General features: G+C 45.5%; 13 protein-coding genes. 5 read left to right on the plus strand and 8 right to left on the minus strand.

Annotated elements, in window-relative coordinates; genetic code table 11:
- Window positions 1-8: 8 nt before the first annotated feature.
- The 3 genes from XDD1_RS09460 to XDD1_RS09470 are packed head-to-tail and all read right to left on the minus strand — an operon-like array spanning window position 9 to window position 5,904.
- Entirely contained in the window at window positions 9-1,076 is a 1,068-nt protein-coding gene (locus tag XDD1_RS09460; RefSeq protein ID WP_045970641.1) for a pentapeptide repeat-containing protein, read from the minus strand.
- Window positions 1,073-3,676, minus strand: a complete 2,604-nt coding sequence (locus XDD1_RS09465) for a DUF2169 family type VI secretion system accessory protein (RefSeq protein WP_045970643.1) — start codon at window positions 3,674-3,676, stop codon at window positions 1,073-1,075. Before XDD1_RS09465 ends, XDD1_RS09460 begins: the two co-directional genes overlap by 4 nt.
- A 23-nt stretch (window positions 3,677-3,699) precedes the next feature.
- Entirely contained in the window at window positions 3,700-5,904 is a 2,205-nt protein-coding gene (locus tag XDD1_RS09470; RefSeq protein ID WP_045970645.1) for a type VI secretion system Vgr family protein, read from the minus strand.
- Window positions 5,905-6,315: 411 nt separating this feature from the next.
- Here XDD1_RS09470 and XDD1_RS09475 point away from each other — a divergent pair, with 411 nt between their 5' ends.
- Window positions 6,316-7,359 (plus strand): IS630 family transposase, encoded by a 1,044-nt coding sequence (locus tag XDD1_RS09475; RefSeq protein ID WP_045970159.1) that lies wholly within the window; start codon window positions 6,316-6,318, stop codon window positions 7,357-7,359.
- Between the two features lie 321 nt (window positions 7,360-7,680).
- Window positions 7,681-9,219, plus strand: a complete 1,539-nt coding sequence (gene murJ / locus XDD1_RS09480) for a murein biosynthesis integral membrane protein MurJ (RefSeq protein WP_045970647.1) — start codon at window positions 7,681-7,683, stop codon at window positions 9,217-9,219.
- A 7-nt stretch (window positions 9,220-9,226) separates the two neighbouring features.
- Here the strand turns inward: murJ and XDD1_RS19425 are convergent, their stop codons facing one another.
- Both XDD1_RS19425 and argS read right to left on the minus strand, forming a co-directional pair.
- Window positions 9,227-9,382: a PAAR domain-containing protein gene (locus XDD1_RS19425; RefSeq protein ID WP_231854377.1), complete on the minus strand. Its 156-nt coding sequence runs from the start codon at window positions 9,380-9,382 to the stop codon at window positions 9,227-9,229.
- 316 nt (window positions 9,383-9,698) lie between these two features.
- Window positions 9,699-11,429, minus strand: a complete 1,731-nt coding sequence (argS, locus tag XDD1_RS09490) for an arginine--tRNA ligase (RefSeq protein WP_045970649.1) — start codon at window positions 11,427-11,429, stop codon at window positions 9,699-9,701.
- A gap of 391 nt (window positions 11,430-11,820) precedes the next feature.
- Here argS and cutC point away from each other — a divergent pair, with 391 nt between their 5' ends.
- Window positions 11,821-12,573 carry a copper homeostasis protein CutC gene (gene cutC / locus XDD1_RS09495; RefSeq protein WP_045970651.1) on the plus strand — a complete coding sequence of 251 codons (753 nt, stop codon included), beginning with the start codon at window positions 11,821-11,823 and terminating at the stop codon, window positions 12,571-12,573.
- A gap of 72 nt (window positions 12,574-12,645) precedes the next feature.
- Here cutC and cmoB read toward each other — a convergent pair whose 3' ends face one another.
- The 3 genes from cmoB to XDD1_RS09510 form a co-directional block, all read right to left on the minus strand.
- Window positions 12,646-13,617 (minus strand): tRNA 5-methoxyuridine(34)/uridine 5-oxyacetic acid(34) synthase CmoB, encoded by a 972-nt coding sequence (gene cmoB, locus XDD1_RS09500; RefSeq protein ID WP_045970653.1) that lies wholly within the window; start codon window positions 13,615-13,617, stop codon window positions 12,646-12,648.
- A complete protein-coding gene (cmoA, locus tag XDD1_RS09505) occupies window positions 13,617-14,414 on the minus strand; it encodes a carboxy-S-adenosyl-L-methionine synthase CmoA (protein WP_045970655.1) in 798 nt (265 codons plus the stop codon). Before cmoA ends, cmoB begins: the two co-directional genes overlap by 1 nt.
- A gap of 112 nt (window positions 14,415-14,526) precedes the next feature.
- On the minus strand, window positions 14,527-14,925 hold the full coding sequence (locus XDD1_RS09510) for an MAPEG family protein (protein WP_045970657.1): 399 nt from the start codon (window positions 14,923-14,925) through the stop codon (window positions 14,527-14,529).
- A 266-nt stretch (window positions 14,926-15,191) separates the two neighbouring features.
- Here XDD1_RS09510 and aspS point away from each other — a divergent pair, with 266 nt between their 5' ends.
- Both aspS and nudB read left to right on the plus strand, forming a co-directional pair.
- Complete coding sequence (gene aspS / locus XDD1_RS09515; RefSeq protein ID WP_045970659.1) at window positions 15,192-16,961, plus strand: aspartate--tRNA ligase; 1,770 nt, start codon at window positions 15,192-15,194, stop codon at window positions 16,959-16,961.
- Window positions 16,961-17,395 (plus strand): dihydroneopterin triphosphate diphosphatase, encoded by a 435-nt coding sequence (gene nudB, locus XDD1_RS09520; protein WP_045970661.1) that lies wholly within the window; start codon window positions 16,961-16,963, stop codon window positions 17,393-17,395. The genes aspS and nudB overlap by 1 nt, the downstream gene beginning before the upstream one ends.
- The last annotated feature ends 9 nt before the right edge of the window (window positions 17,396-17,404 follow it).

Here is a 17,404-nt window from a genome sequence, read left to right on the forward strand (position 1 = left end):
TCTCCTGATTAAATCTTGTTATGTTGCAGACTCCACTCTTCAGCGGCCAACAGTTCAGGATCATTTTCCAGAATACCTTGGCGGTCAGAGAACAATGCGCCAACCTGTTGAGCACGATGAAAAAGGGTTCTCATAAAGTGAGCAGTACGAAAATCACTGTTGTTGACGTTTGCATAGGAAAAATCCGTGTAAGGCATATGACAACCGGTGAACTGCGCATTCTCTGCGTTTACGTTGTGCAGGACAGCCATCGCCAGATTGCTGTGCCGAAAATCGGCAGATTCAAGACAGGCACCGATAAACAGGGCTTGTTCAAACAGACTGTTTTTGCAACGGGCGTGGGTTAAATCTGCTTCGGTAAATAACGTTTGGGTTGCATTGACATGTGATAGTAAGGCTTCTTTTAAAATAGCGCCTTTGAAATTGCAATGGGTCATGATGGCGTGACTGAAATTGGCGGATTCAAGCCGGCTACCGATAAATTGGCACATTTTAAGTGTCTGTTTGTGAAAATTTTGTTTACGCAGATCACACTCAAAAAAAATGGCTTTGTTAAATTCACTGGCAGAAAAATCGCTGGTGCGTAAATCCTGACGAAAAAAAGTGACCAGAAAAAGCTGGCCGTGGCGAAACTTTGTTTGATCCATCGATGAATGAAGAAATGTGATGCGATCAAAGTGACTGTGGCTGAAATCAGCATCTTGCAGTGAACAGGAGATAAACTGGGAACTGTTCTGTTTGCTCGCGGTAAACTGGGTTTTTTTTAAACTAGATTGATTGAATACGTCGTTGATTAATATGCTGTTATTAAAAATTGCCCGTCCCAGATCGCACTGCTCAAAAATGTTTTGTTCAAGGGTTGCTGAATCGAAAGTCGCGCCTTCGGCCTGACATCCGGTAAAAATGGATTCCTTAATCACAGTATGGGAGAGATCCGCACCGGAAAAATCGACTTCTCTAAAAATTCCCCCTGATAAATCACGTCCGCTCAGGGAGATGTTCTGCAAACTGATTTTTTCAATCACCTCACCCTGTTGGATTTTGTCGACCAGTTCATCCGCCGTCAGGAGACTCATACCACATCCTTATCCCGTTTAGGCAAGGTCTTGGTGCGCTTAATATACGCCTCTGCAATTGAGGTTGAATCGCTGATAATGGATTGGGACAAATCAGTACGGAACAGATTGGCGTGCTGTAAATCTGCGTTGTTAAAGCTGCATTTCTGCATAAATGCGCTCATCAGGTTGGCATTATTCAGCAAGGCACCGCGGAAATCCGTTCTGATAAACAGACTTTTGCCTGCATTCAGATACTGCATATCGGCTGACCGGCAGTCAGCTTCACTGAGATCGCTGTTATTCAACGTCGTGGCATAGAAGTTAGCCTGAACCAGCGGCATTTGGCGCAAATTGCATTCTGTCAATGTGGCATGGCTGAAATCGGCCTGATTCAGCTCACTGTTCATGGCAAACGCGCAGGTCAGCAAGTTGGCTGAATGAAAGCGGATACCGTTCGCCTGCGTTTCCACCCATGAACAACTTTCCAGCGTGGCATGGTCAAAAACCGCGTGTTTCAGCTTGCAGTGAATAAAGGCCACTTTAGTCAGGTTGGCGTTATTGAACGTGAGGGCCGGGAGTTCAAGTTGCAAAAACGTACAGTTGTTCCATTGCGAATCGGGGAATTGGCAATGGGTAATAAAGATCTGTTGCAGGAGTAAATCTGTAAAGGTGACGCGGTCAAAGCGGCAACGATCAAATCGCGTTTCCTGTAACTGGGTTTCGGTAAAACTGGCCGCAGAAAAGTCACTCTGTTCACAGTTAGCCAGTGCCAAACTGGCATGATCTAATTTGGTGCCACGTAATGAAGCGTGGCAGATTTCTGTTCTGGCCAGCATGGCTTCGCTGAAATTGGCTTCATCCAATTGGCAATGATTGAAACACGCGCTTTCCAATAAAGTACGGGTGAAATTGGCTCCCCGCAGATCCAGACCCGACAAATCCGCGCCGGTAAAATCCATGCCAGTGAAATCACCCCCTTGCCGCATGATATTTTGTACCCGCTTACGAATGATCTGTGACAGGTTACCGGTCAGGCGCAGGGCTGGAGCCTGTTTTTGCACTGAAGATAAGTACAGGGTATGGAGCGATTGTTCCATTTGAGCCAAGTCCTTATCACTGAGTCCCATTTGCTGTTGTTGCTGGTGTAGCGTGTCCCGTATTTTATGCAGATTTTCGGGTCCCCGGTGCTGAGGCTCTGCCGTCAATTTTTCGGTATCAATACCTTGTTCTTTTATCTTCGCCAGCATCTCGGTTTTTTTTAATTCAATCTCACTGTTTTTTTCGGCAATATCGTGCTCAATTTTTTCCACAAATTCCGGCAGGTCACTGAGTTTGGGCAGGGTAACGGGTTCAGTTTCCGCCGGGGTCATTTCGGTAGAGAGCAACGTATTGATATCCTGACCATATTCCGCCAACCGTTCTTGTTGCTGTTCACGCAGGCGTTTTTCCCGATTTTGCAGATTTTGCTGTAAGGGGGAGTGATTTTCGGGGAGTTCAGTATCTAACCATGCGCCAACCAGCACTTCGGGCAGCAAATCTTTTTCCCGGAACGTGTAAAGAACGCCTTTTTCTTTATCCAACCGTTGTTCAAGTACCCGCAGATAATGTTCCGTTGAACGCGGCTTCCCGCGCAATTCCAATGCCGGCATCATTTGCAAAACATCTTTGGCATCATCTTCGTTAATTTGTGCATTGCCATGCCAAATCAATAGCATCTGTTCCCGATGGGGAAAAAACCATACAGTGGTATTGCGCATGACGACTTCTTCAAAAATTTCTTCATCAAGACGCAAGCGTTTGATAAAACAACGAGCGTTCCAGGATGGCAAAATCCCTTCCTGAACCGGTTTTTCGGGGTGCATATTCCAGATGCGCCACGTTGCGTGTTCCGGCAGTGCGGGATGCTCTTCCCACCATTGATCCTCAGGGGCGGCATTAAATAACCGCCAATCCATGTCATTGGCAAAGCCGGGAAATTCGTTTTCCAGCCACGCCTTATCATATTTTTTCCCGATACGGGCAAAACGGCGTGGCCAGATAATATCCAGCGGGCAAAAACTGGCCGGCACGGGAACGTCCTGTTGCGACGTTAATTTCCGCTGTGACATTAAGCGATGATGCAGTGTTTCGATGTTGGGCAGGCGATGAATTTTCATCCCATTATCCCGCTCTTCTGGATTGACACCGATGCCATGTGGATTTTCTTCATAGCCTTCGCCACCCAACGCCCGGCTCCAGTCCAGTCGCATTTGCTCAAACGGCTGGGAGGGGGAGGGGTGGTCATCATGCCAATAACGATCACCGAAAACCGCCAATGTCTTATCCAATTGCCCAATTTGAATGCGCGCCGCGCAAGCGGTTTTATCGCTTTGATGGTGGGTGTAGGCATAGCCGGTGGCCAGAAATTCCGCACACGGCTTAGGCATGGCAAGATCGATAATCCCATTACAGGTTTTCAATTCACTTTCTGCCAGTTGCCAAAGCTCCGCCTCCGGGCGCAAACGTGGGGCAGAACTCATATCCGCCAACGCCATAATGGCAATCCCCAGATGGTTTTTTTGCAACCAACGATAAGGTCGGTAAAGCAGGCTTAGGCGCAGTGGTTTGATGATTTTCATTCAGAGCCTGATGGATAGCGTGATTAACTCATAAGATGTAATGAGCTGTTTGAGAGGTTGACGGCTGCTTGATCAATCGACGCATTCGCGTTACCAAGTTTTACATCATTTTTAGCAAGATCCACCACAGTTTTGCTCATTGATACATCAGTAAAACCGAGAGAAATATCGTCATGACTCATGCTAAATTTAGTATTGGAGAATGATGCTTCGGTACTGCTCATATTGAGTCCCACCAAGGAAATAGATAAACCTTTGGACGAAAATAGAGATTGTGGACAATCTATGACTACATTAGTATCACTTTTGATCGTAATCAGGTTAGGGCTTGAAATTTTTGTCACACCGGTAATGTCCTGTACCCAGTTGCCATTAATCGTTGCCTTTAAATCCCCGTTGACCTTGTAAGTATCACCGCCATTGATCTCGGTTTTTCGTCCATCTTTGATCGTTTCTTGCTGACCACTTTCAACCGTTAAGGTATCTTTGCCGCTAATGGTTGTTTCATGATTTGCTTTATAGGTGAAACTGGCATTTCCCGTGACGGTATCTTTTTGCTGCTTTTTTATTTCAGTGGTACGGTTGCCGTCAATCGTGACTTTTTTATCTTTTTCCACCGAAATATTCATGTCACGTTCTGCGTGCAGGTTAAATAATTCCTTATCGGGTTCATCATCTAAAAAGAGGTAGTTTGCCTGATCATGCTTACCTCCTTTGGTATTCGACATAATACCGACACGGGTTTCATGTTTGGGCAGTTCCCACGGTGGCATATTCTCATTGTTATAGGTGCTGCCGATGACTAACGGTTTATCAGGATCACCATTGACGAAACTGATAACCACTTCTTCACCCACGCGAGGGACACAAACACTGCCGTAACGCCAGCCAGCCCAATGTGTCGAAACCCGTACCCAGCAAGAGCGGGTATCATCTTTTTTGTCATCTTTATCCCAACGGAATTTCACTTTGATACGACCGTATTTGTCTGTCCATATTTGCTTATTTTTGGGACCGGTGACAACGGCGGTTTCCAGTCCGGTCACTTTTGGCCACGGTGTCACTGCCAACGGTTTCCAATGGGTGTCAGCCGGAATGGCCTCAAATTGAATGATGTTTTTCGGTGCATGCGAATTTGAAATGGAATCAAGATCGTCAGTGGGAGAGTTTATCGATTCACCCACGACAATCTCAGCAGGATTGTCAGCGGAAGTTATCGTGGGCGTCGTAACGTAAGGCTTTTCATAAAAATGGTAGTGTGCGCCGATAATCAGGTAATCATTATGTGTATCGCCCTTGATATCATGGGGCAGTGATAGCGTGAAAGTATGTCCTGCCGCCATTCCCAACACATTGCCTTCACCATCAATTAATTCACTTTTTGCTTCAGCCGCTTTTTGGCGCACTTTGGCATAAAATTGCCCTTGATCACTTTCTACATAGTGCCCCGGCCAAATGAATATTTCGGTGTCATCAATCGAGCTGCTTGGAGTTTGAATGGCGGTATAGAGTTTGGCCCGTGGTTTACGGAAGTCGTAGTCGTCAAGACTGTAAGTATTCGGTATGGTGATGCTGGAGACATTCCAATTATAAATATATTCTGTAAGGTGTTTTTTCAATGAATTACCCACACTGTGATACTTAATGGTGTCATAGCCGGGCAGGGGTTGATGGGATTGGGGCGCGTCAACCAAAACCAGGGTATGGTTTCCCATATCATGTTTGAAATAATAGTAAATGCCTTCATGTTCCATCAGACGATGGATAAAATCGAAATCAGTTTCATTATGTTTGACGCAGTATTCCCAAGTGCGATATCTTTCAATAAGTTGGTTTTCAAATTGAATGCCAGCCTGACTGAATACCTCAGCAATAATATCGGGTACCGTTTTATCTTGCCAAATGCTATAACCCAGTTTTTGTTTCAACTCCCACAATTTAGGCCGGACGGTGGCGGTATATAAATAAAGCCTGTCATCATATTTATAAAAAGGTGCGTAAGATATTTTTTCTATATATCCACTTAAGTATCTTGTCGGTGTGGATTTATTTTTTATTTCTACAGTGAGTATCGTATTATGCAGTGATATTGGGTCCGACAATCTCTTCTTACTCAATAATTCAACCTCAAACTTGTAGGCTTCAGATAACCTTTCCACCCCTTTAAGGGATTTGAAATATAAAGACTTATCAGATAATGAGCTATGTGCGATAAACTTTCTTTTCATGGGATATCCTTGCTTTTGTTTAAAGCTACCGCATATTCCTTGCAGGGCAGGGAACATACAAAAAGAGGGGGTAATATAGGGTGATGGCTTCTCTGGTATGAGTTAAGCAGAATGTTGACTATTTGCAATCTGTGGCTGCTATTCTGTTGATGAAATATATAAGTTTATTTTTATCGTTTTGTCCGGTTTTATTACTATAGATATGTATGTGTTTATTAAGTAAGATTTTTTAAAGATTGCAAATTTATTTAACACTGTAAATGGTTTAACTCTGTTGATTAAATCTTATTTTAGATTGGAATGCGTAACTAAATGGCTTGCCAAAATGGTAGGAGTCTCAAAGAAACTCAGTCCTATTTTTGCGAATGTCTTGATTGCAATAAAAGAAACCGCAAAAGGAAGGACTGAGTTATGCTTATCTTACCACCAACCTCCCGAAATGAACGGCGCCAGATGAAAAAAGTCGTTCAAAAAACCACAGATAAAAATTATGCCCGCCGGATCATGGGCATACTCTGGTTATGCCAAGGAGAGCCGGTCTCCCAAGTGGCCGATAAACTGTGTTGCGCTGAGTCTTCTGTCTGGCGCTGGATTAAGCGGTTTAGGGAGCTGGGATGGATGGGGTTACTCAGTTTACCGGCAGGCCGCCATACCCGATGGCATTTAACCCCACTTTGGCCTTTTCTGTCTTATCTATTGGAACATTCTCCCCAACAGTTCGGTTATCTCGGTTCCCGATGGAGCCTGGCCTTTTTTGTATTTTTAATCAAAAGGTTACTTAATATCACCCTTTCAATGAGCACGCTTTACCGTTATTTCCGTCAACAAGGGATTGTCTGGAGAAGAGCGGCCCCGACAGTCAAGTTACCCGATCCGGAATATGAAGAAAAAATGGCCCGCATTACCGAAGCGCTTTCCCGGGCGTCAGAGAAACATCCTGTTGTTTATGAAGATGAAGTGGATATTCACTTGAACCCGAAAATCGGGGCGGGCTGGTATTTTAAAGGCCAGCAAAAACGCATTAATACGCCGGGTAAAAATCAAAAATACTACGTTGCGGGTTGTCTTGATGTCCGGACCAACAAAATTGTTTTTACGGGTTACATGAAGAAAAGCGCTCAATTATTTATCAATACGTTAGAAGAATTAAAACGCCAATATCGTCACGCAGAAACGCTCACCGTGATTTTAGACAACTACATTATTCATAAAAGTAAGTCAGTAAAAGCGTGGTTACGACAGAATCCAAGCGTGACACTTTTATTCCTTCCGGTTTATTCGCCCTGGTTGAACAAAATAGAGCGGTTATGGCAATCGTTACATGAAACGGTTACCCGTAATCATGGTTGCCAATTTATGTGGCAACTGATTAAAAATGTGAAAATTTTTTTAAAAACGGCGTCAGGAAAAAAGACGTTGAAAGGAATCAGAAATATCAGAGTCTCAGCATTATGAAAAGGCATTTAGTTAATTATCATGCGCATTATAAGAGTGGTCGGGTTAATTATTCTATTTTTTATCGGAAATAATGTTTTTTCTGGTTAATTAATATCGCTTTTATCAGAAAATCGCCCTTTGTTATTTTTGAGGGCAGGATGTCCCTGACAGGATATGAACGATGCTTTTGAGTGACATCCGGCGAGCAAAAAAACAACACAATACCGCATTGAAATGAAGGGAAATGATTAATATTCAATAATATTATCTTGATTTCTTTGCGCTAATCGCTTTACATCTTTTATATTCATTGCATAGAAACCAATCTTAGAAAATACCATGAATTTACTGAAATCACTGGCAGCGGTCAGCTCAATGACGATGTTCTCCCGCGTTCTGGGCTTTATCCGTGATGCCATCATTGCCCGTATATTTGGGGCTGGCGTGACGACGGATGCCTTTTTCGTTGCCTTCAAATTACCTAACCTGTTGCGCCGCATTTTTGCTGAAGGCGCTTTTTCGCAAGCGTTTGTTCCTATTCTTGCTGAGTATAAAAATCAGCAAGGGGATGAAGCGACACGCACTTTTATTGCTTATGTGTCAGGCATGTTGACGCTGATTTTGGCGCTGGTCACCGTGATAGGCGTGATTGCTGCGCCTTGGGTCATTTATGTGACGGCGCCCGGTTTTACTGATACACCGGATAAGTTTGTTTTAACCCGTGATCTCCTCAGAATTACCTTCCCCTACATTTTTTTGATATCGCTGGCTTCCTTGGCGGGCGCTATTCTCAATACGTGGAATCGTTTTTCTGTGCCCGCCTTTGCACCCACCTTGCTGAATATCAGCATGATTTTTTTCTCGCTGTTTGTGGCGCCTTACTGTCACCCACCGGTGATGGCTTTGGGTTGGGCCGTGATTGCGGGGGGGATTCTGCAATTGGCTTATCAGCTTCCTCACCTGAAAAAGATCGGGATGCTGGTATTGCCGCGCGTTTCCTTCCGTGACAGCGGTGTATGGCCGGTTATTCGCCAGATGGGGCCGGCTATTTTGGGAGTTTCAGTCAGCCAGATTTCTTTGATTATTAACACTATTTTTGCCTCGTTTCTCGTTTCAGGCTCGGTTTCGTGGATGTATTACGCGGATCGTTTAATGGAATTGCCTTCGGGCGTGCTGGGCGTGGCGTTAGGCACAATCCTGCTGCCTTCACTGGCAAAAAGTTTTTCCAGTGGGGATCATGAAGAATACCGAAGGCTAATGGATTGGGGATTGCGCCTGTGCTTTTTGTTGGCACTGCCTTGCGCGGTGGCGCTGGGAATGTTGGCAGAACCGTTGACAGTGTCACTTTTTCAATACGGCAATTTTTCTGCCTTTGATGCAGCAATGACCCAACGGGCATTAATTGCCTATTGCTTTGGTTTGATGGGATTGATTGTGGTTAAAGTCCTTGCCCCCGGTTTTTATTCTCGTCAGGATATTAAAACCCCGGTAAAGATTGCGATTGCAACCCTGATTTTGACGCAGTTAATGAATCTGGTGTTTATCGGCTCCTTGAAACACGCCGGGCTGGCGCTTTCGATTGGGTTGGCGGCCTGCTTTAATGCCGGCATGCTGTATTGGCAATTACGTAAGCGGGACATTTTTAAACCCTTGGCCGGATGGGGTGCTTTCCTGTTGAAATTGGGAGTCGCAATAGCAGTGATGGTGGCGGCGTTATTGGCCATGTTATGGCTGATGCCGGCATGGGAGCAGGGCAATATGGCATTGCGCCTGCTACGATTAATGGGTGTTGTTATTGTGGGTGCCAGTAGTTATTTTGCGGCGTTGGCGTTAATGGGCTTCCGCTTGAAGGATTTCGCCCAGCGGGGTTTGCGGTAATATCTTTTTATTGAACAGCCGCCCAATAATGATTGGGCGGTGTTACCAGCTTTGTTTTTTGGCTTGCATCCTTACCATAAAATGTCAGGCTGCTGGTTCCTGTCAGAATGGCTCCCCCACAGGTTGTTTTATCTCCCACTCTCAAAAAATGCCCTATAGCCATATTCCTTGCTCCTTATACTGATAAAACATCTTATAAATACCATGATATACCAGATAAATTTAAGTATTCCAACGTGAATAATATGTATCCACAAAAATTGTGATTAACCTAATTTTTAAGTAAAATCAATTAATTACTTAAATAAAATAAAAAATAAATAGTTTGTTTTCTGTATTTTCACAGGAGGTTGAGAAAGAGAAACGTAAATAAAAATTTATCTATTTTTTAATCGGATGGCTAATTTTGTGTAAAGGCAAGAAGGAAGAGGAAAAAAACTGGCGTAAAAAATTTTTACGCCAGTTTGTGAAGAGAGTGATTACATCCGTTCTACCGTCTGGATACCCAATGTATCCAGACCTTGTTTCAGGGTTTTGGCGGTCAACAGTGCCAGTTTCAGGCGGCTTTGACGGAGTTCTTCGCTATCCGCACTCAGGATTGGGCAATGTTCGTAGAAACCCGAGAACAGGCCGGCCAGATCATAGAGGTAAGCACACATCACATGCGGTGTACCTTCACGGGCAACGGTGGTGATCGTTTCTTCAAATTGCAACAGGCGGGTCGCCAATGCCTGTTCACGTTCTTCATTCAGCAAAACAGGGTGGGTCAGGCTGCTTTCATTGATTTCTGCTCGTTTGAAGATCGAATTCACACGGGTATAGGCATACTGCATATACGGTGCGGTATTGCCTTCAAAAGCGAGCATGTTATTCCAGTCAAAGACATAATCGGTCGTCCGGCTTTTGGACAGATCCGCATATTTCACCGCGCCAATACCAACGGCATTGACGACCTTTTTCAGCTCCTCTTCCGGCATATCCGGGTTTTTCTCGCGGATCAGGGCACCTGCGCGTTCGATGGCTTCGTCCAGCAAATCAGACAACCTGACTGTTCCCCCCGCACGGGTTTTGAATGGCTTGCCGTCTTTGCCCAGCATCATACCGAACATGTGGTGTTCGAGTGACAGGGATTCAGGAATGTAACCCGCCTTGCGGACGATTGTCCAAGCCTGCATCAGGTGTTGGTGTTGGCGTGAATCGATGTAATAAAGCACGCGGTCAGCATGCAGGACTTCATGACGGTATTTGGCACACGCGATATCCGTGGTGGTATAAAGATAGCCACCGTCTTTTTTCTGGATGATAACCCCCATCGGTTCGCCTTCTTTGTTCTTATACTCATCAAGGTAAACCACGGTAGCGCCATCACTTTCAACCGCCAGCCCGCGTTGTTTCAGATCGGCAACAATGCCGGGCAGCATATCGTTATACAGGCTTTCACCCATGACATCTTCTTTTGTCAGCGTCACATTCAGGCGATCATAAGTTTCCTGATTCTGTGACATGGTGATATCAACCAGTTTGCGCCACATGGCACGGCAATATTCATCACCCCCTTGCAGTTTGACGACGTAGTTACGGGCACGAACCGCAAACGCTTCATCTTCGTCATAGGTTTTCTTCGCTTCACGATAGAAAGCTTCCAAATCCGCCAGTGCCATGTCACTGGCATCTTCATTCTGGACTTTTTCCAGATAGGCAATCAGCATCCCGAACTGGGTGCCCCAGTCACCAACATGGTTGGCCCGGATGACTTTATGTCCCAGAAATTCAAGGGTACGTGCGGCTGCGTCGCCAATAATGGTGGAGCGAATGTGGCCAATGTGCATTTGCTTGGCAACATTGGGTGCAGAATAATCGATGACGATGGTTTGGGGGGCTATCGGCGTGATGCCCAGTTTTTCATCTTTCAGCGCTGTTTCGAGATTGGTCGCAATCCACGCTTTATCCAGAAAAATATTAATAAAACCAGGGCCTGCTATCTCAATTTTGCTGGCAATGCCTTGCAGATCCAACAAACTGACGACTTTTTCTGCTAATTGTCGGGGGGGCATTCCCACTTTTTTAGCTGCCGCCATGACCCCATTTGCTTGGTAATCACCAAACTGAGCTTTTGCAGATTGACGAACGTGTGCTTCGCTGTCAGCCGGGGCACCCGCAGCAATCAGCGCATGGCTGATTTTTTCTGAAAGAATTGCCTGAATATTCACCGTATTACCTTAAATTACGCACAAAAGCCCCTGCATTTGGACTATGCAATGACTTTCAAGCGTGTGAGTTATGAGAAAATAACGGGTTTTATATCATATTCAGCTTCCTGCATGCTACCATCAGCCGCCGCGGGTGGTATAACTTTTTGTTTTCAGCTTGTCTTTCAGGCGATTATTCGTCGTTTTGGTTAAAGAGATCATAAAAAATGTGGCATAGCCAGCAAAAATGACTTTTTCCTTAGGCAGATTTAGCAAAAAACTCTAACCTTGTGATTTCCAACAAACTACTAAAGAAAATTAGTTGCCATAGTTAATGAGTTCACTAATAAAGGCATCTTGAAATACGACGAGTATAAAAGATTGTTGAAAGTTTATATCCAAGGGGCTTTGAATGATAAAGCTGGAAATTTGCTGTTATAGCATAAGCTGTGCTTTGGTTGCACAAAAGGCGGGCGCTGATCGCATCGAATTGTGTGCAAGCCCGTCGGAAGGTGGGGTGACACCCAGCTTCGGGGCGTTGCAGCACGCCTTACAGTGTTTATCCATTCCTGTGCATCCCATTGTCCGTCCAAGAGGGGGAGACTTCTGTTACAGCAACACGGATTTCGACGTGATGAAAAATGATGTTGCGCGTATTCGTGATATGGGATTTCCTGGGATCGTTTTCGGCGTTTTGAACGAAGAAGGTCATATCGACAGGCTTCGCATGAGACAATTGATGTCATTGTCAGGAAATATGGAAGTCACTTTTCATCGCGCTTTTGATATGTGCTTCAACCCTCACGTTGCGTTGGATCAACTGACAGAGCTTGGTGTACAACGTATTTTAACTTCAGGCCAGCAACAAAATGCGGAGTTGGGGTTGCCCCTGTTAAAAGAGTTATTACAGGCGAGCCAAGGGCCGATTATTATGCCGGGGGCTGGGGTCAGAATGAGCAATATCAGTAAGTTTCTGGAAATTGGCATAACAGAAGTTCACAGTTCAGCAGGCAAAATGGTGCCTTCTGCCATGAAATACCGGAAAGCCGGTGTGACGATGAGTTCTGACGACAGTGAGGTAGATGAATATGCTTACCACTGTGTTGATGGGCAGTTAGTTGAATCAATGAAGGGAGTGATTAGTTTGGTTCAACGGAAAAAATAAAATACTCCAATTTCATATAAATACCCAAATTTCCAGACACACAGCTAACTGCGTGTCTGGGGGATATAAAAGCTATGCTTTGCGGGCAATAAGGACAGCCCGCAGGGGGGCCGGGTAACCTTCTATCGTTTTATTGTGATCGTTTGGATCAAGAAAATCGGCCAGTGATTCCGTCTTCATCCACTCTGTTTGGCGCTGTTCATCCCGTGTTGTGACCGCGTGATCAACAATTCTGACATCAATGAAACCACATTTTTCCAGCCAAATTTTCAGCATCTTGGCCGAGGGAATAAAGTAGACATTACGCATTTGTGCATAACGATCACCCGGCATCAGGCATTGATGTTCGTCACCCTCAATGACCAAACTTTCCAAAACTAACTCACCACCGGAAACGAGCTGGTTTTTCAGTTGCCACAAATGGTCAAGGGGAGAGCGGCGATGATAAAGCACGCCCATTGAAAACACCGTATCAAAGGCCTTGAGTTCTGGCAGTTGTTCGATACCTAAAGGCAGCAGATGGGCGCGTTGATCGTTGCCCAGTAATTTTCTGACCGCCTCAAATTGACAAAGGAAAAGCTGAGTTGGGTCAATTCCCACGACTAAATCAGCGCCTTCACCTACCATGCGCCACATGTGGTAACCGCTGCCACAGCCGACATCAAGGATGGTTCTGCCTGCTAAGGAAGAAATATGGGGCAGGACACGATCCCATTTCCAGTCAGAGCGCCATTCGGTATCAATCTCCACGCCATACAGCGAAAAAGGCCCTTTACGCCACGGCATCAATAGCTTCAGGATATTTTGAATACGGGCTTTTTCGCCGTTTGATAATGCTGGCTCATGGTTCGCCATCACGCCATTTTTCAGGTCAAGTTGGCTAGGGTGAATTTCAGGCAGATTCTCCAGAATTTTTACCCATGAATTGAACTGACCATGCAGTGCGTCTTTCTGCCAATGATTTAACTGTGCAGGCAGGCATTCTAACCAGTGACTCAAGTGGTTTTTGGCGATCAATTGATAAAAGTTACTGAAATCAATCATTATTCAGCTCCTTTTATCGCCAGTAATGATCCAAAGTTAAAGCATTGGAACCAGACTTCAACGTGCTGAAAGCCAGCTTGTTTGAGGCGTGATTTATGGGTTTCAACCGAATCTGTCCGCATGACATTTTCCAACATACTGCGTTTTTGGCTGATCTCCAGTTCGCTGTAACCATTGGCGCGCTTGAAATCATAGTGCATGTTGAACAGCAATTCGCCAATTTGATTATCTTCAAAATTGAATTTTTCAGACAGAACCAAAACACCCCCAGGCTTTAAACCAGCATAGATTTTATCCAGCATTTTCTGGCGATCATCAGGGTGCAGGAACTGTAAGGTGAAATTCAAAACAACCATTGAGGCATTTTGAATATCGGTATCAAGAATGTTCTGTTCGATGACGTCAACGGGGATGCTGGCCTTGAAAGAATCAATATGGCGGCGGCAGCGCTCGATCATTGCGGGTGAGTTATCGACAGCAATGATACGGCAACCCGCTGTATGGGAGGGGTTATTGTTGTCTTCGGTACGATTTTTTTCGTCACTAATAGCACGGCGGATGGATAGCGTGGCTGCCCCAAGGGAACAACCGAGATCATAAATTTGACTGTTTGGCGTGACAAAACGTTCTGCCAGCATACCTATCATAGAGATGATATTGGAATAACCGGGTATTGAACGTTTAACCATATCAGGAAAGACTTCGGCCACACGTTCATCGAAACTCCAGTCACCTAAATTGGCTATTGGGGCAGAGAACAGGCTGTCCCGTTGATTATGAGATTCTTGATTTGACATAACAGCATTGATGTTGGAAACAATAAGAAGCGGTTATTCTAGCAGAATGCGGGAAAAGGCAGAAACCCCTGAGGCGGTACGATACCGCCTTGGTTTGGGTATAGGGAAAAGATTAGGTATAAAGAGAGAAAATCTGCTCCCACGGTAAATAATAGATGTTATTGATAATCATTATCACCATTGAGATATAGGTTGCGGCCATACCCATACGTCGCCAGCGCATATCTCGATGGTGCAAGCCAAAGTAGTGAAGCACTCTGCCTGCAAGTAAGACTAATCCACAAATGTGCAGCATCCAAACGGGGGCTCCATTCATCTCCATCATAACCAATAACAGCATTGAAATTGGAATGTACTCAACAGCGTTACCATGCACCCGGATGGCGGTCTGCAATTCATAAAAACCGCCATCACCATAGGCGACCTGATATTGCGTTCTCAATTTGACGACATCCAGAGACAGTTTAATTAACAGTAGTGCGCCCAGTACGATATAAAGCGAGCTAACCATTTTTTAACTCCATTGCCTAACCAAAAAACGGCCAAGTGATGATAAACCGCAAAAATAAAACTGTCGCTATAAATCATAGTATTTAATAATAAATTCTATGAATGTAACCAGATAGCAAAAAATTGTCTTGCCAGGAACGGTGTTCTGACCTTATCTCCGGTCAGAATTTCCAGTATAATAGCAGCCTTTTTTGCAATTCTTCCTAAAAGAACAATGCCAAAATTTCCGCAGCAGAAAGCATAACGAGCTGAGTAAAAGGATAGTGTATGCGTACTAATTATTGTGGGCAGTTGAACCTGACCCATGAAAGCCAGAAAGTGACTCTTTGTGGGTGGGTAAATCGTCGCCGTGATTTGGGTGGCTTGATCTTTATTGATATGCGAGATCGCGAGGGCATCGTTCAGGTATTTTTTGACCCAGACCAGAAAGAGGTCTTTGCTCAGGCTTCTGAACTGCGTAATGAATTTTGTATTCAAATTACCGGGATCGTGCGTGCGCGCCCTGATCACCAGATTAATCAAGACATGGCGACCGGCGAAATTGAAGTTTTCGCAGAAAGCCTGATGATTTTCAACCGCTCAGAGCCATTGCCGCTGGACAGCAAACAGAACAACAGCGAAGAGCAGCGCCTGAAATACCGCTATCTTGACCTGCGTCGTCCAGAAATGTCACAGCGTTTGAAAACCCGCGCGAAAATCACCAGTTTTGTCCGTCGTTTTATGGATGAAGCGGGTTTCATCGATGTTGAAACCCCAATGCTGACTAAAGCGACGCCAGAAGGGGCGCGTGACTATTTAGTGCCAAGCCGTGTGCATAAAGGCGAATTTTACGCCCTGCCGCAATCTCCGCAGCTTTTCAAGCAATTGTTGATGATGTCCGGGTTTGACCGTTATTACCAGATCGTGAAATGCTTCCGCGATGAAGATTTGCGCGCCGATCGCCAGCCGGAATTCACCCAGATAGACGTTGAAACTTCGTTTATGACCGCCGAACAAGTGCGCGAAATCATGGAAAAAATGATCCGTGAATTGTGGCTGGCGGTGAAAGGTGTCGATTTGGGTCACTTCCCGATGATGACATTCGAAGAAGCCATGCGCCGCTTTGGTTCAGATAAACCCGACCTGCGTAACCCGCTGGAGTTGGTGGATGTTGCGGATCTGGTTAAAGACGTGGAATTCTCTGTGTTTGCCGATCCGGCCAACAATCCGAAAGGCCGTGTTGCGACGCTCCGCGTTCCCGGTGGCGCAGAGTTAAGCCGCAAGCAGATTGATGAATATGGCAAATTTGTCGGTATCTATGGTGCGAAGGGCCTGGCATGGGTCAAAGTGAACAACCGTGCTGCGGGTCTGGAAGGGATACAAAGCCCGATTGCCAAGTTCCTGTCCGCAGAAGTGGTTGAAGGCTTGCTGTCCCGTACTCATGCACAAGATGGTGATATCCTGTTCTTCGGCGCTGACAAGAAAAATATTGTCACTGATGCGATGGGAGCGCTGCGCCTGAAACTCGGCCGTGACCTGAATCTCACCGATCTGGCAAGCTGGAAACCCCTTTGGGTGGTGGACTTCCCGATGTTTGAAGACAACGGCGCGGGTGGTTTGACGGCCATGCACCATCCATTCACCTCTCCGCGTGATATGTCGGCTTCTGAATTGGAAAGCGATCCAGAATCCGCTATCGCGAATGCGTATGACATGGTGATCAATGGCTATGAAGTGGGCGGAGGCTCTGTCCGTATCCATCGCAATGAAATGCAGCAAACCGTATTCCGTATTCTGGGAATTAATGAGCAGGAACAGCAGGAGAAATTTGGCTTTTTGCTGAATGCCCTGAAATACGGCACGCCTCCGCATGCTGGTCTGGCTTTTGGCTTGGATCGCCTCGTCATGTTGCTGACCAATACCGACAATATTCGTGATGTGATCGCGTTCCCGAAAACAACCGCAGCGGCCTGTTTGATGACGGATGCGCCAAGCCCGGCGAACCCAACATCATTGGCAGAACTGGCTATTTCAGTGGTTAAAAAAGAGAACGAATAATGGCTTATAAGCGCCCTGAATCTGTACTGGTTATGATTTACGCCGTTGACAGCAAAAGGGTGCTGATGCTACAGCGACGGGACGATCCGGAATTTTGGCAATCGGTAACAGGTAGCCTTGAACAGGACGAAAAACCGCGTGAGGCGGCGTTACGTGAAGTACAGGAAGAGGTAGGCATTGATATTATCAATGAAAATCTTGAACTGATAGATTGCCAACGCTGTCTTTATTATGAGATTTTCTCGCATTTACGCCATCGATACGCGCCGGGGGTCACGCGAAACAAAGAGCATTGGTTCTCTTTGGCGCTACCTGCGGAGCGGGAGATCTTGCTGACTGAACATTTGGCTTATCAATGGCTGGCGGTGGAAGACGCGGCCAGATTGACGAAGTCGTGGAGCAATCGGCAAGCAATTGAAGAATTTGTTATTTAGTCTACAAGA

Source organism: Xenorhabdus doucetiae, assembly GCF_000968195.1.
GTDB classification, from domain to species: domain Bacteria; phylum Pseudomonadota; class Gammaproteobacteria; order Enterobacterales; family Enterobacteriaceae; genus Xenorhabdus; species Xenorhabdus doucetiae.

Coding starts and splice junctions, on each gene's coding strand:
- XDD1_RS09465 (WP_045970643.1), bottom strand. CDS start 3,676: ATGAAAATCATCAAACCACTGCGCCTAAGCCTGCTTTACCGACCTTAT.
- murJ (WP_045970647.1), top strand. CDS start 7,681: ATGAATTTACTGAAATCACTGGCAGCGGTCAGCTCAATGACGATGTTC.
- XDD1_RS09460 (WP_045970641.1), bottom strand. CDS start 1,076: ATGAGTCTCCTGACGGCGGATGAACTGGTCGACAAAATCCAACAGGGT.
- XDD1_RS09470 (WP_045970645.1), bottom strand. CDS start 5,904: ATGAAAAGAAAGTTTATCGCACATAGCTCATTATCTGATAAGTCTTTA.
- nudB (WP_045970661.1), top strand. CDS start 16,961: ATGGCTTATAAGCGCCCTGAATCTGTACTGGTTATGATTTACGCCGTT.
- cutC (WP_045970651.1), top strand. CDS start 11,821: ATGATAAAGCTGGAAATTTGCTGTTATAGCATAAGCTGTGCTTTGGTT.
- XDD1_RS19425 (WP_231854377.1), bottom strand. CDS start 9,382: ATGGCTATAGGGCATTTTTTGAGAGTGGGAGATAAAACAACCTGTGGG.
- cmoB (WP_045970653.1), bottom strand. CDS start 13,617: ATGATTGATTTCAGTAACTTTTATCAATTGATCGCCAAAAACCACTTG.
- XDD1_RS09475 (WP_045970159.1), top strand. CDS start 6,316: ATGCTTATCTTACCACCAACCTCCCGAAATGAACGGCGCCAGATGAAA.
- cmoA (WP_045970655.1), bottom strand. CDS start 14,414: ATGTCAAATCAAGAATCTCATAATCAACGGGACAGCCTGTTCTCTGCC.
- XDD1_RS09510 (WP_045970657.1), bottom strand. CDS start 14,925: ATGGTTAGCTCGCTTTATATCGTACTGGGCGCACTACTGTTAATTAAA.
- aspS (WP_045970659.1), top strand. CDS start 15,192: ATGCGTACTAATTATTGTGGGCAGTTGAACCTGACCCATGAAAGCCAG.